The sequence below is a fragment of the Paenibacillus sp. FSL H8-0457 genome (assembly GCF_038051935.1).
Classification (GTDB): domain Bacteria; phylum Bacillota; class Bacilli; order Paenibacillales; family Paenibacillaceae; genus Paenibacillus_AQ; species Paenibacillus_AQ lautus_A.
The window spans coordinates 6,756,846-6,771,049 of record NZ_CP150293.1; the positions used below are offsets into that span (position 1 = coordinate 6,756,846).

Genomic DNA, 14,204 nt, shown 5'->3' on the forward strand with positions numbered 1-14,204 from the left:
AACGTTGTAATGAACCCTTGATCCTGCTTAAGACTAATGTTACATCTTTCCAGAAGCCGCGTGGATTCCGATCTTTTATCGGACTTATAAGAAAAAAGAACGCAACAAAAAGAAGAACCAACCTCCTGAAAGGCCGGTTCTTCTGCTGGTAAATCGCCTCAGCTGTCTATACCGCCGGACGATCCAAACGGTACAAGTTCCGATACCGCGGATATCGCTCCATCAGCTCATCATGGGTGCCCCGCATAACGATTCGACCGTCTTCCATGAAGAGGATCTCATCCATGCGCTCCACGCCGACCAGATGATGCGTCACCCAAATCAAGGTGCGGTCCTGCAGGCTGGCGAATATGGTGGACAGCAGTTCCCGCTCGGTCTTGGGATCCAGCCCGACCGTGGGCTCATCCAGAATGACAACAGGCGTCCTCTGCAGCAGGATTCGGGCCAAAGCCACGCGCTGGCGCTCTCCTCCGGAGAAACGCTGCCCGGCTTCCTGCATGCGGGTGCCAAGTCCTTCCGGAAGGGAGGCTACCAGCGGTTCAATCCGTGCCATGGCGGCGGCGTCCCGGATTTCAGCCTCCGTGGCGTCCGGGGATCCAAGCCTAATATTGTTCGCAAGCGTTGTGTCGAACAAGTGCGGACTCTGGTTCAATACCGAAATGACGGAAGAGATCTCATCGCCGAAACGCGCAGACTCCACGCCGCCTAGGGTAAGGCTTCCTCCCGATGGCGCCAGTACGCCCTGGATCAGCTGCAGCAGGGTAGATTTGCCGGCACCGGAGCGTCCGATGACGGCTACCTTGGCGCCGGGAGCAATATCCAGCGACACATCGGTTAATGCAGACGCCTCCCTGTCCACGCCGGATGGTTCCAGCCCCGATGGGCCGTCTGCCCCCTGATCATAGCGGAAGCTGACGCCGTCCGCCTTCACATGAACGCCGCGGCTTATGATGGATTCCACCTCTGCCTTATCCAGCATCTGCGGCAGGTCCTGCCGCCCTTCGGAGGCATCCGCGCTTTCAATCGCCCGGAGCCTTGCGACCGATTGGCCGTACTGCGGAATCCGCTCAACGGCTTCGGACACCGGCAGGAATGCATCCATTAACGGGAACACAACCAGCACAAAAGCCGCGATCAGCGTAACGTCGATGGCACCGTCCGCATACTGCCGTCCCGACCAATACACCACCGAGACCACCGTCACGGCAACCACGCCTTGACCGATAAAGGCGCGCAAGCGCGACCAGCGCTTAAGCGAGCGGTCGGTCCGGTCCACCTCGGCTTCATCCGCCTCATAACCGGTCAGGAATTCCGCCTGCCGGCCGCTGACGTACCATTCATGAATGCCCAGCACCGCGTCGGTCAGCTTCCGGTAGAGGTGGCTGCGGGCCTGTTTCACTTCCCGATTCTTCCGTTTGGTGAGCAGCAGCGAGATCAGCGGCAGCACCAGAATCAGCACCGCTATATACAGTGCGAGCAGAAGGGCGAATGCCGGATCAAACTGGCCGACGGCCAGAATGACCCCGGCATATAACACAAGCGCAACAATCGATGGAAAGACCGTCCGGATGTAGACGTCCTGCAAATACTCGATATCATCGGACAGCACGCCCAGCAGATCCCCGGTGCGATACCGGGAGGATAAACGGAGGGCTTGCGGTTCCAGAATGCGGTACAGCCGAAGCCTCATGCGGGACAGGATGCGAAGAATCGTATCATGCCCCACCAGGCGCTCCACGTAATGGATCACCGCCCGTCCGATGCCGAAGGTGCGAACCCCTACGGTCGGCACGTACACCATCAGGATGTTTTCCGGACGCAGGGCGGATTTGGAGATCAAATAACCGGATGTGAACATGAGCATCCCGGCAAACAAAATGGTGAGCACGCCCAGCGTGACAATGAGCAAAAAGCGCCAGAAATTTGCCGTTACATAGGGTCGAAACCACGATTCCTGCTTCATTGTACTCCCTCCATCTGCGATGTCATCAGTCCGTAATAGACGCCCTGTCGTGCCATAAGCTCCTCATGGGTTCCCGTTTCCGCAACGCGCCCCTGGTGCAGAACGATGATATAATCCATATCCTGCATCCAGTGAAGCCTGTGCGTCGCCAGAAATACCCATTTGTCTTGAAAAAGGGACAGCATCGTCTCCTTCAGCTCGTATTCCGTCTCAATATCCAGATGCGCCGTCGGCTCATCCAGCAGCAGAACCTGCCGGCCGCCGAGCAGCGCCCTGGCCAAAGCCACGCGTTGTGCCTGGCCGCCGCTCAAAGCGCGTCCGCCGCCGCCGATCATCTCCGCAAGTCCGCCCGGCAAGCTTTTTACCAGCTCCGACAGACCAGCCGCCTGTACCGCCGCCTCCACTTGAGCCCTGGACGCCTCCGGCGCGTAAAAGCGCACGTTCTCCTCCAAGGTTGCCCCGAACAAATACGGCTGCTGCGGCATATAGGTGACCTCCGACCGCCACTCGCGTCGGTTCGATTCTTCAAGCATCATGCCATTCAGCGCTACCGCTCCGGATGTTGGCGCCATGAAGCCGCCTAACAGCTCGATCAGCGTGGATTTGCCGGCTCCGCTCTCCCCGACGATGCCGATCTTGCGTTGTCCCGGTATTCGGAAGGTGACGTCCTCCAATGACGCCGGCCCTTGTTCTTCGTGTCTGAGACCGATACCGGAGAGCTCCAGCACGCTGCCCTTTTCCCATCGGAATGGTGGCTGCGGTCTGCGGCTGGGATCCGAGAAATTATTTTGAATTTTAAATGTTAGGCCCGTTGGGGTCCGTTTCATCGTTTCTGCCGCCGGGGTTTTAAGCACGCCCGTTGGCTCAAATAGACCCGTTCCGCTGACCGAACTCTCCGCAGCAACAGGACCCGTGCTTCCGTCCGAACGCCCCTTCCGGGCTTCCCGGATGATGGATTGCATCGCTTCCCCTGCCTGCTTGCCGTCCAGCGTGGCGTGGAAGTCGGCTCCGACCATGCGTACCGGCAAGAAATACTCCGGTGCCAGGATCAGGATGAGCAGCGCGGGCAGCAGCTCCAGGCTGCCGTTAATGAGGCGCAGGCCCAGGTTGACCGCAACCGACGCCACGGACAGCATCGTAAAGAAATCCAGCGCAAAAGAGGACAGAAACGCCACGCGCAGCGTCCGCATGGTAGCTGCACGATACCCCTCGCTGACCTGCTGTATGCTCGCGCCGTGCTTGCGGCTCTGTCCCAGAAACTTCAGGGTGGTCAGCCCTCTCAGCGAATCCACGAAATGATTGGACAGCATCCGGTAGGAATCCAGCTGCCGCTCGGTCTGCTTTCTCGCGGCAAGTCCCACGAGAATGAGAAACACGATCAGGATCGGCATGGTCACCAGCAGAATGATGCCCGAGATCCGGTCCGTCATGAAAACGTACAGCCATACCAGCGCCGGGGTAATGCCCGCCCCCATCATGCGAGGTATGGTCAGCTCCGCATATTTGCGGAACTTGCCGATGCCCTCCAGCACAAGCGTAACCACATTGCCTGTTCCTTCCGACCGGACAAAGGACGGCCCGTTCCGAAACAGCTCCTCCAGCAGCTGCTTTCTCAGGCTCGTGCCCGTCTCCTCGGCAAAGCGCTGCGCGATTCCTTGCTGCACGACCGAGATCCCGTGGCGTGCCAGAAATGCAAGCAGGAACAAGGCAATGGTCTCCCCCTGCTCCTGCAGCGTTGATCCCGCAAACAGGGCGGATACGGCTTCCGCCAGCCATTTGGCTTGCAGAAGGATGGCCATGCTCTGTGCCAGGGTACATGCGGCGACAAAGAAGAATACCGTCTTGGCGCCTTTGTATCCCAGCAGATCTTTTCCCATCAGTACTCCAGATGCTCCTTCTCATGTACCCGTTTGTGGAAAACGAAGTAACTCCAAATTTGATAGCCCAAAACAAACGGCAGCAGCGATACGGCCACAATCGTCATGATCTTGAGGGAATACGGTCCGGAGGCCGCATTATAAATGGTCAGGTCAAATGCAGCATTGATGGAGCTGACCATCACGCGCGGGAACAAGCCCACGAACACGGACGTTACCAAGAGTGCGATGACCGCGCCGGTCATCCCGAAAGCCCAGCCGTCCCGCTTGACGTTCATGAAATATCCGCCCAGCAGGAATGCAAGCAGGGCCAGCACCAGCAGGACGGTTAACGCCACGCCGCGCTTCTCGAAGATATCGGTCATGAAATACGTCATCACCCCGAACGCCACGAACAGGGCCGCAACAGGAATCAGAAGTCTCCGGGCCATGCGGCGCGCCCGTTCCTGGAGATCCCCCAGCGTGCGCAGCGTCGTGAACATCAAGCCATGCAGCAGGCAGAGCATCACCATCGTCAACCCGCCGACCACGGTATAGAGATTCACGACATCGAAGAATCCGGCATGCAGCTGCATCTCTTCGTTAATCGGAAGCCCCTGGATCAGGCAGGCAAACACTACGCCGAGCAGGAATGGCGGAAGCACGCTTCCGGTGAAGATCGCTCCGTCCCATACCCGTTTCCAGCGGACATCGCCCACCTTGCCGCGGAATTCAAATGCCACGCCGCGCCCGATCAAGGCCAGCAGAAGAAAGACAAGCGGAATGTAGAACCCGCTGAACAGCGTGGCATACCAGTTCGGGAAGGCCGCGAACATCGCGCCGCCCGCCGTCAGCAGCCAGACCTCGTTGGCGTCCCAGAACGGGCCGATCGAGTTGATCAGCACCCGGCGCTGGGTATCGTTTTTGGCCAGCAGCTGCGTGGACATCCCGACTCCGAAATCGAAGCCCTCCAAGAAGAAGAACCCGATAAACAACACGGCGACGAGCACAAACCACAGTTCGTTAAGAGACAGCATTGTAGTCCTCCTTATTAAACGGATCGCTTGCGTGGTGATCGTCTTCCTCCGCCGCATACGGTCCTTTCTTAATGACTTTGATGAACAGATAGGCCATCACGGCTGCCAGCACCGCATAAATGGCGGTAAACATGATGAGCGAGAACAGGATCGAGCCTGCGCTTACGTTCGGCGAAACGCTGTTCTCCGTGGTGATCAGCCCGAATACCGTCCAAGGCTGGCGGCCGATCTCCGTCATGATCCATCCCGACGTGTTGGCGATGAACGGCAGGGAAATGCCAAACAGCATCAGTCTGAGGAACCATTTGCCGGCCTTCTCGACTTTTTTGCGCAGCATCAGCCACGCTCCGTACAATCCCATGAGGATCATGACGCTGCCGGCGGCCACCATAATCCGGAAGCTCCAGAAGGTGGTGCGGACCGGCGGAATATAGTCTCCAGGACCGTATTCCTGCTCGTATTGGGCTTGCAGCTCCTTCATTCCGATGACTTCGCCGGAAAATTTGCTGTAGGACAAGAAGCTGAGCAGATACGGGATTTTGAATTCCATCGTGTTCTCCTGCTTATCCGGATCGATGGCGGCGATGACCGTCCAAGGCGCGGGATCGTCGCTCGTTTCCCACAAGCTCTCGGCGGCGGCCATCTTCATCGGCTGCGTATCCACCAGATACTGCGCCTGCTGGTGGCCGAATACCGCAACCAGAATGGAGGTGATGAGACCCACCACGATGGCGATGTGGAATGATTTTTTGAAGAAATCCAAATCCTGCTTCTTCAGCAGTTTATACGCACTTACCCCCGCTACCAGGAAAGCCCCGGTTGCCAACGCACCGAAGATCGTGTGCGGGAATTCCACCAGCAGCTGACCGTTCGTGATCAGCGCGAAGAAATCGTTCATCTCCGCCCGTCCATTGTTGATCTCAAAACCGACCGGACGCTGCATGAACGAGTTCGCTGCCAGGATCCAGAAGGCGGACATCAGGGTGCCGAAGGACACCAGCCAGATGCTGAGCAGATGGACCTTCTTGGATAACCGGTCCCACCCGAATATCCATAGCCCGATAAACGTCGACTCAAGGAAAAACGCCAGCAGGGCTTCGATCGCAAGCGGTGCGCCGAACACGTCCCCGACAAAGCGCGAGTAATCCGACCAGTTCATCCCGAACTGGAATTCCTGCAGAATCCCTGTCACAACCCCGACCGCAAAGTTGATCAGGAACAGCTTTCCCCAGAACTTGGCCATTTTCTTGTAGACTTCCTGGCCCTTGACAACATACATCGTCTCCATGATGGCGATCAGAAACGCCAATCCGATGGATAACGGTACGAAAATAAAGTGAAAAATGGTTGTCGATGCGAATTGAATTCGCGCCAGCATAACCGGATCCATAAAAGATACCCCTTCCTTTAGCTCACGTGATCACTTCAAATTTGATTCTTTTTGTATTGTCGCAGACCGCGTCCTAAAGGATTGTGATAAACATCACAATATAATGGCCGAAATAGGTGAAAAAGTTATCAATTTGTGACGAAAATCACTAAGTAGGCAATGGATTATGTGAGGATTATCCATGGGAGCGTGGCTTGCACTTCCACTCACAGGCTAAGCCCAGTATTTACGCACCAAAAAAGCAGGTTAGCCATGTAGGCCAACCTGCTTTAATGTATGTGCCACCTTATTGAACCGGACCGATCTCCGTCTCGATGAGCTTGAATTCCGTCACGTCCGCAATCCCGCGATTGGTAATGCGGATCTCCGGAATGACCGGAAGCGCAATGAGCGAGAACGTCATGAACGGCGCATGGATGGAGCAGCCGAGCTGTTTCCACGCTTCCTCCAGGGCAGCGACTTCCTCGGCCACGACCTCGACTGGACGGTCCGCCAGCAAGCCCGCAATCGGCATCGCCACCTTCGCCAGCACCTGGCCGTTCTGCACCACGATCATGCCGCCTCCGCATGCTGCCAGCTCGTTCGCCGCAAGCGCCATATCCTCGGCGTTCGTGCCCATCACAAGCAGGTTGTGGCTATCGTGCGCCACCGTGGAAGCAACCGCGCCGGACTGTAGTGCGAAGCCGCTCGCAAAGCCGAGCGAGATTTGCCCGGTTGCGCCGTGGCGCTCGATGCATGCCAGCTGAACCACGTCTTGGCCCAGGTCCGGCTGGATGACGCCCTGCTCCACGGCGAGCACCGCGGTCATTTTGGCGGTACGGGCACTGTTCTCGATGACGCGCACCACGTTCACTTCCGTACGCGCCGCATCGAACTTGCTGCGCAGCAAAAAGTCGTCGGCGGTAAGCGAACGCTGCAGCCGAACCGATTGAAAGGCCTTTTCCGGATACGAATACGCCGGGAACGCCTTCACAAGACGGCCGTTCTCCGCGACCACTTCGCCGTCCGTGATCACCACCGAAGGCACCATGCTCTTCAGATCGTCAATGAGCAAAATATCAGCCGTTTTGCCTGGTGAAATGCTGCCGAGCTCCATATCCATGCCGAAATATCGAGCCACGTTGATCGTGCCCATCTGGATCGCCGTAACCGGGTCCACGCCCTCCTCCATGGCGCGGCGGACCACATGGTTCATATGGCCGAGCCGCAGCAGCGTCTGCGGATACACATCATCCGTGACCAAGGAGATATTGTCGGTACGCACCTTGTCCTCCGTTACCACCTTAATCACTTCCTTCACATCCTGCCAAGCCGAACCTTCGCGGATCATCAGATGCATACCGAGGCGAACCTTTTCCAAAGCCTGCTCTCTCGTTACCGTCTCATGATCGGAGCTGACGCCGGTTGCCAGATAGGCTTGTAGCATCCGGTCGTCCTCGGCCGGAAAATGCCCCGTCACCGTCTTGCCCGCACGCAGCGTGGCTTCGATCTCTCCGCTCATGGTCGGATCGCCGTATACGACGCCCGGGAAGTTCATCACTTCGCCAAGCCCCGCGACGCCGGGCCAGGTCAGCCCTTCCTCGATATCGGCTACGCCCAACTGCGCCCCGGCATCCTCCAGATCGAACGTCGCCGGTACGCAGGAAGGAATGGTGGTGAACACCTTCATCGGCAGCTGCTGCCCTTCCTCGTGCATCCAGCGCACGCCCTCCATGCCGAACACGTTGGCGATCTCATGGGGATCCATATAAACCCCGGTCGTTCCCGTAACGATGGCCGCTTTGGCAAACTCCGTTACGGTCAGCATCGTGCTCTCCACATGCATATGGCCGTCCAGCAGACCCGGCGAGATGAAGCGCCCATTCGCTTCGATCACCTGCGTCCCCTCTCCGATCGTATGATCGGCGCTGCCGATATAAGCGATGCGCCCGCACGCCATCGCCACGTCTATCCGTTCCTGAAGCTCGCCCGTAAACACATTGACCAGCGTGCCGTTTTTGATGACCAGATCGGCTGGCTCTTGTCCTAAAGCAACCTTCCCCAGCTGCCGGCTGACCTCGTATCGTTTCTGTCTCTGGATTGAACTCATGATGATTGCACGCTCCCCTTTTTTTAGATATCAGAAAGTATAAACTCGGAAGCTTGTGACTTCCTAATCTCGCAATAAAAACTTCTTCTTACTGCAGTCGTCGGTAGACGTTTTTCTTATAATGAACCTGTAAAAGCACAAAATCGATCTTGCGTAACACGCCAAACAACCCGGACAGCGTATCTGCCCGGGTTGCCTGCAACTATATCCATTGAGGAAGAGAAGTCCGTGCGGCAGCCATGCATTGCTAATAGTCTGCACATCACCCCATCCGTTAAAACGTGCTTAGATCCCATTTCAGGCGATCTTGCAGCCCGGCTTCGATGTTTATGAAAAGCCGGGCTTGGGGAGCGGATTCTCAACCTTCATGTAGTCAAGTCATTTACGGTAACCTGGTAGAAACGCCTGGGCCCTATTCCCCGGCATATACATCAAGATTTGATTTTGAACCATGACCCATTCAATTCTTTGGTCGTTTCATTTGTTGTATGAATTATAATCCTCCTGCCCGAGAAGTCAAGCCATTGGAAGGAACTGCACATCGCCCCTACTACCCGATCACGCCAATTTCCGTCCCATTCTCTGCACGCGCTCGAGCCATTGGCTTCTTGCCGTCTCGGGCATTTTGCGAAGCTGGGTAATGTTCGTGGCACGGACGGTGCCCACGCCGCAGAACTTCAGAATGGAATGCTTCATCATCTGATGTCCCGGCTGTCCGAGATAGAACCGGTAGTAAACGTACGGCGAATCCATCGTGACGATCAGACGAGCCGTCTTCCCTTTGAGCAGCTGCTCCGGCAAAGGCGAGTTCCGGCGGTACTTAAAGGCGAATCCGGGGAGAAAAACCCTATCGATGAACCCTTTGAGCAGCGCCGGCATGCCGCCCCACCAATTCGGGTACACAAACACCAGATGGTCCGCCCAGGCAATCAGCTCCTGTGCTTCTTGCAGATCGGGCTCGAGCGGTTGCTTGCCCTTATAACCGCCGGACAGGTTCAGGTCAAACTCCATCTCCGCAAGCACCAGCTGCCGCACCTCCGCACCGGATTCGGCCGCCCCTCTCGCATAGGCCTCTGCCAGCTGACGGCCATAGCTGTTTTCAATGGGATTGCCTTGGATGATTAAAATCTTTTTCATATGCGTCTTCCCCCTCATAATTTGGTTAACAATCACTAACCTGATATCAAAAAGAAAAGGTCACGCCTGACCTTTTCCCAAACCGGTTAATGCCAATAAATGCGCCGTCACTTCAGATGCCAGCGGCGACAGCGGTTCTTCCAGCTCCCCCTGCATCGTGGAAATCGCAAGCTGACTGAATGCACCGATGATCAGCACAGCGGTTAACCGCGTATTCTGCGGCGGAATATCCCGCTGCAGCACCGCTTGCTCGAGCAGCTCCTCCAAAGCATCAAGCGGCTGCCGTCCCCTGCTCTTGACCACCTCCGTAAACAGCTCGTGATGCTGGGACAATAGCAGCAAGCCGTATTTATCTTCGTCATACGATTCCAATACGCGGGTTACGAGAGCCGATAGCCTCATTGCAAACGGTCCGGGCCGGGTAGCGTACTCATCCACCAAGCGCGTATAACTGCCGCAATATTCGTTGAACGCCTCCGCGGCAACGGCATCCTTATTCGTAAAATGCTTATAAATCGCCGCGTCCGTCACGCCTGCCGCCGCGCCGATCTCCTTCACCGATACGCCGTCCACGCCCTTCTCGGCAAAGAGCTTCATGGCTGCCTGCAAAATTTCCTTCTTCTTGCTGTCGAAATGAGGTTTCTTTTTCATGCTCATATCATAAGTGAACACTAACCAAATTGCAATAAGAGGCACAAAAAAGGCCCCCCAAGACTTAGGGCGCCTCTCTTCGTGCGTACTCTTTACGTTTCGTATATATCGCTAAAGACGCATGCCCGTCTTGGGCTTGGCCCTCCTATCCAAGCTAAACCCCCGCTTCGATGGGAGCGGCCTTTACCTTGTTGCTGTACAGCAGCATGAGCGGAATGCTGATGACAAATGCGCCGGCCACAAGCAGGAACGGTATTCTCGGATCGATGCCGTACGCCCAGCCGCCAATGATGCCGGAAGGCGAAATGACGATGAGGATGAGCACCTGGAGCAGCGCGAATATTTTGGCGCGGTTCTCGTCGTCGATGGCATTGGCCACCGCCGTCTCCAGATACGGATATGTCATCATCGTGCCGAATGCGGCAATGACGGTGCTCAGGCTCAGCACCAGCAGATCTCCTTGCGGTGCAAACACCAGCATGACATTGGACAATACCGAGATGACAAAGCCCCATACCATCGTCCGGTGCACGTGCCGCTCCCCGATCCGGGGCATGATCCACCGCATGAATATCAGCATAATGACGGAGGAGAAGGCTGGAAAAACGGAGATCAGGCCGCTGCCCAAATGCAAATATTCCACCATGAAGATGGAGACGTAGGTTGTCTTCACCGTCATCTGAAAATTAAACAGGATATAAACGCCGAAGATCATCAGCAGCAGCGGGTTTCCCAGCATGCTCTTCATCACCTGGACATAGTCGGACATCCCTTCCCGCAGGCCCATCGCCTTCGTTTCCTTCATTTTGCGGTACCCGATCTCCGTCTCCCTTGTCGCATAATGGCGTCCGATGAACTGGATCGTCATCAGGATGCAGGCAAGGACGAACATGATGCGCACCCCGGGCACAAGCGAGAAATGATACACCAGCAGCCCGCCGAGCGGTGCAAACAATCCGCCGACGACGCTAATCAGCTGCAGCAGCGTAAAGACATAGGTACGCTCCTTCGGCGCCGTATCCTCCACCAGCAAACAGTAAAAGGCGGTATGCGGCACCTTCTGAAAGCCGTTGATGACGGCGGCGATCACAAAAAACCAGAAGTTCTGGGAGACTGCCCAGAGCAGCGTGGCCACGCTCCAGCTCAGCACGTCGAAGTAAAGGAGCGCTTTTTTTCGGCCCAAACGGTCCGTTAAATACCCGCTGAGAAACGAGGACAGCACCTGCACAAGCAGACCGATCGAGGTAATCCAGCCGATCCCCGTCTCGGTTACCCCCAGTTGGTACATGTAGATGGAGGTGTACGTCGTGAACATGCTGTAAGGGATTAGAAACAGCGGCTCGTAGACGAGACAGCCCCGCGCATTGCCGGTCAATTGCCGAAACGAAGTTGAACCCATAATATCCTCCGGACATGAAGTATAATCGTTGCCTAGCCATTATAGCGCACCCGGGGCGGGAGCAGGATAGGAAAGTTGCAGGATTTTTGAAGCGATTGGGAATCTGCGGATCCAAGCCCCAGGCTACGCTACCCGCGCGAACTCGGCCCCTCATCTTCTTGCGCCGCAGCCTCAGGCAAAAGAACGGTAATGGTGGTTCCCCTGCCCACCTCCGACCATACGCTTACACGGCCCCGATGCGCCTCGACAATCGCTTTCGCAATGCTCATCCCGAGTCCCGAGCCGTCCATGCTCTCTTCGGTATTCGTTCCCCGGTAGTAACGCTCGAACAGATTGCAGCGGGTTTCCTCGTCCATTCCCACGCCTTGGTCCGCAACCACGATCGCCGCGCCGCGGGGACGCCTTTCCACCCGGACCTCAACATTTACCCCATCCGGATTATGCTTCACGGCATTCGTGATCAGGTTATCCATTAACCGCTGCAGCCACTTGGCATTGCCGTCGACGGGCAGCGCCTCTTCGCCGCCGATATAGTTGAACTTGGCATCTAGCGTGGCATCATTGACGTATTTCAGCACGCAGCGGCGCACCAGCTCATTCAGGTCAAGCCGGGTCCGCTCCTGAGGGCGGATTTCGCTTCTCAGACGGAAGACGAGCGAGAAATCGTTGATCAGCTCCAGCATGTAGTCGCCTTTCTCCCGGATCACGGTTCCCATCTCTCGCAATTCCTCCTGGCTCCAATCCTGCGGTGCATTCTCAAGCATATAGCCGTACCCTTGAATGGAAGACAACGGCGTACGCAAATCATGCGATATCCCGGACATCCATTCTTCCCGATTTCGATCCAGCCGCTCCCGTTCCCGTTCGGTTTCGGCCAGCTGCTCCGCCATTTTATAAAAGGAATGGATGACTTCCTTGTACAGCTTGTAGCGCATGCGCAGCTTTCCACTCTTGCGGAATACCCGCTTCCGGTCCTTCGGCGTCAGCACTTCCTCATAAGCTCCGCTGCCCATCCGCTCGAACCATCCGGTAAACAGCAGCAGCGGACGGCTGTACCGGTATCCATGCCATATCGCCACTCCAAGCGACAGCACAAGCACGCAGATCATCGTCCAGAGCGCCACGCGGATCAGCTCGTTCATCATTGGCCGTTTCTCCAGCGCCCCGTCCTGAGGCGTGTGATATACCCAGGTGTTGCCGCTGTCCGCATCGCGGTAAACCGCGATATGCGTGGAATACGTGCCCGGCTGCTCCTGCATGGTGATGATCTCCAGCGGGTGGTAGCTCGCCTTATTGTCGGAACCCGTCCCAATCGCTTGGACAACGCGTCCGTCCCGATCAATCACATGCAAATAACCGCCTAGATCGGCCAATTCGCGTCCCAACTCGGCCTCATCCTCCGGTCTCACCTTTCCGCCGTCCTGAAAACGGGCAACCCATTCCCGAAGATGATCCGAGCTCTCATCGATGCGTCCGATCAGAAACAATAGCGGCTCCTCATAGGTCAGATCCATCTGCCAATCCATCGTGTACTCGCCGAGGCGGCGTTTCTCCTTGATCTCAAGCAAGGTGCTCACCGAGTACGCCAACGGAACATCCGAAGCCGTGTTCGTGGAGTGAATCACGTTTCCCTCCATATCCACCACCTGAAGCCACATGTCCTTCTCCTGGAGCAGAAGCTTCCAATATTCCTCCAGCTGCACCTCGCCATTCTCCGTCACCGTCTCGGTCACGATGCTGTTCAAGACGCCTGTCGGAAAGTTGCGCTTGATCTCATCGTCGCTGATATGTTTGATCAGGAAGAATAAGAGCACGATTAGAAAGCAAAACATAAACGCCGAGAATGCAATTAATTGGTATGTAAAATGGAAGGCAAGCCTTCTGCGCAGCCTCATCGCGCTTTCTCCTTGATCAGCTTGTAGCCAAGCCCCCGGACCGTCAGCAGATACTGCGGGTTGCTCGGATCCTCCTCGATGCGCTCGCGGATGCGGCGGATATGCACCATGACGGTGTTGTCCTCGCCCATGCCGTCGATGCCCCACACCGCTTCGTACAGCTGCGACTTGGAGAATACGACCCCGGGATGCTTGCAAAAATACAGCAGCAGCTGAAAGACCTGCGCCGGACAAGGCACGGGCTCTCCCAGCACCGTCAGTTCGCCTGCGGATTCGTCGACTTTGAACCGGCCGAAATCCCATGCGCGCTGAATCGCCTGCTGCTCTGCCGCAGCAGCCGGTCCAAAGCCGCCCCGGCGCAGACGCGCCTTGATCCTTGCAGCGATCTCCAGCGGATTAAAGGGCTTGGTGACATAATCGTCCCCGCCCATCGCAAAACCGGTCAGCACATCCAGATCCGACGCCTTGGCCGTCAGGAACAGGATGTGCGGACTGCCATAGGAACGGATCTGCGGACAGAGGTCAAATCCCGTGCCGTCCGGCAGCATGACATCCAGCAGCACGATATCCGCTCCGTGCGCAGCGATTTCGCTGAGCGCTTCCTTGCAGCTGGAAGCCGTGTATATTCGGTTAAAGCCTTCCTTGCGCAGCACCATCTGCAGCATTTTCACAATGGAAGGTTCGTCGTCTACGATTAGAATTCGCGTTTGATCCATTTTATCCTCACCCGACATTTATGCTAGCACAGCAACCTTAACAGGAGTTAAACAAATGCTGGAAGTGTTAA

10 protein-coding genes and 1 riboswitch are annotated in these 14,204 nt (G+C 56.4%); all 10 genes read right to left on the bottom strand.

Features of this window, described 5'->3' with window-relative positions:
- Positions 1 to 166: 166 nt before the first annotated feature.
- On the bottom strand, positions 167 to 1,963 hold the full coding sequence (gene cydC / locus MHI43_RS30500) for a thiol reductant ABC exporter subunit CydC (protein ID WP_036659295.1): 1,797 nt from the start codon (positions 1,961 to 1,963) through the stop codon (positions 167 to 169).
- Positions 1,960 to 3,840 carry a thiol reductant ABC exporter subunit CydD gene (gene cydD / locus MHI43_RS30505; protein WP_036659296.1) on the bottom strand — a complete coding sequence of 627 codons (1,881 nt, stop codon included), beginning with the start codon at positions 3,838 to 3,840 and terminating at the stop codon, positions 1,960 to 1,962. The genes cydC and cydD overlap by 4 nt, the downstream gene beginning before the upstream one ends.
- On the bottom strand, positions 3,840 to 4,856 hold the full coding sequence (cydB, locus tag MHI43_RS30510) for a cytochrome d ubiquinol oxidase subunit II (protein ID WP_009590373.1): 1,017 nt from the start codon (positions 4,854 to 4,856) through the stop codon (positions 3,840 to 3,842). Before cydB ends, cydD begins: the two co-directional genes overlap by 1 nt.
- The gene (locus tag MHI43_RS30515; RefSeq protein WP_036659298.1) at positions 4,843 to 6,246 is read right to left on the bottom strand and encodes a cytochrome ubiquinol oxidase subunit I; all 1,404 of its coding nucleotides are present in this window, start codon (positions 6,244 to 6,246) and stop codon (positions 4,843 to 4,845) included. Before MHI43_RS30515 ends, cydB begins: the two co-directional genes overlap by 14 nt.
- Before the next feature lie 286 nt (positions 6,247 to 6,532).
- A complete protein-coding gene (gene ade, locus MHI43_RS30520; protein ID WP_015737842.1) occupies positions 6,533 to 8,335 on the bottom strand; it encodes an adenine deaminase in 1,803 nt (600 codons plus the stop codon).
- Between the two features lie 350 nt (positions 8,336 to 8,685).
- Positions 8,686 to 8,787: riboswitch (purine riboswitch) on the bottom strand.
- A gap of 106 nt (positions 8,788 to 8,893) precedes the next feature.
- Positions 8,894 to 9,472 carry an NAD(P)H-dependent oxidoreductase gene (locus MHI43_RS30525; protein ID WP_036659300.1) on the bottom strand — a complete coding sequence of 193 codons (579 nt, stop codon included), beginning with the start codon at positions 9,470 to 9,472 and terminating at the stop codon, positions 8,894 to 8,896.
- A gap of 60 nt (positions 9,473 to 9,532) precedes the next feature.
- Positions 9,533 to 10,123 carry a TetR/AcrR family transcriptional regulator gene (locus tag MHI43_RS30530; RefSeq protein ID WP_186326503.1) on the bottom strand — a complete coding sequence of 197 codons (591 nt, stop codon included), beginning with the start codon at positions 10,121 to 10,123 and terminating at the stop codon, positions 9,533 to 9,535.
- Between the two features lie 154 nt (positions 10,124 to 10,277).
- Positions 10,278 to 11,522: an MFS transporter gene (locus MHI43_RS30535; protein WP_015737845.1), complete on the bottom strand. Its 1,245-nt coding sequence runs from the start codon at positions 11,520 to 11,522 to the stop codon at positions 10,278 to 10,280.
- A 128-nt stretch (positions 11,523 to 11,650) separates the two neighbouring features.
- Entirely contained in the window at positions 11,651 to 13,417 is a 1,767-nt protein-coding gene (locus MHI43_RS30540) for a HAMP domain-containing sensor histidine kinase (RefSeq protein ID WP_036659301.1), read from the bottom strand.
- Positions 13,414 to 14,133 (bottom strand): response regulator transcription factor, encoded by a 720-nt coding sequence (locus MHI43_RS30545; RefSeq protein ID WP_015737847.1) that lies wholly within the window; start codon positions 14,131 to 14,133, stop codon positions 13,414 to 13,416. Before MHI43_RS30545 ends, MHI43_RS30540 begins: the two co-directional genes overlap by 4 nt.
- Positions 14,134 to 14,204 lie beyond the last annotated feature (71 nt).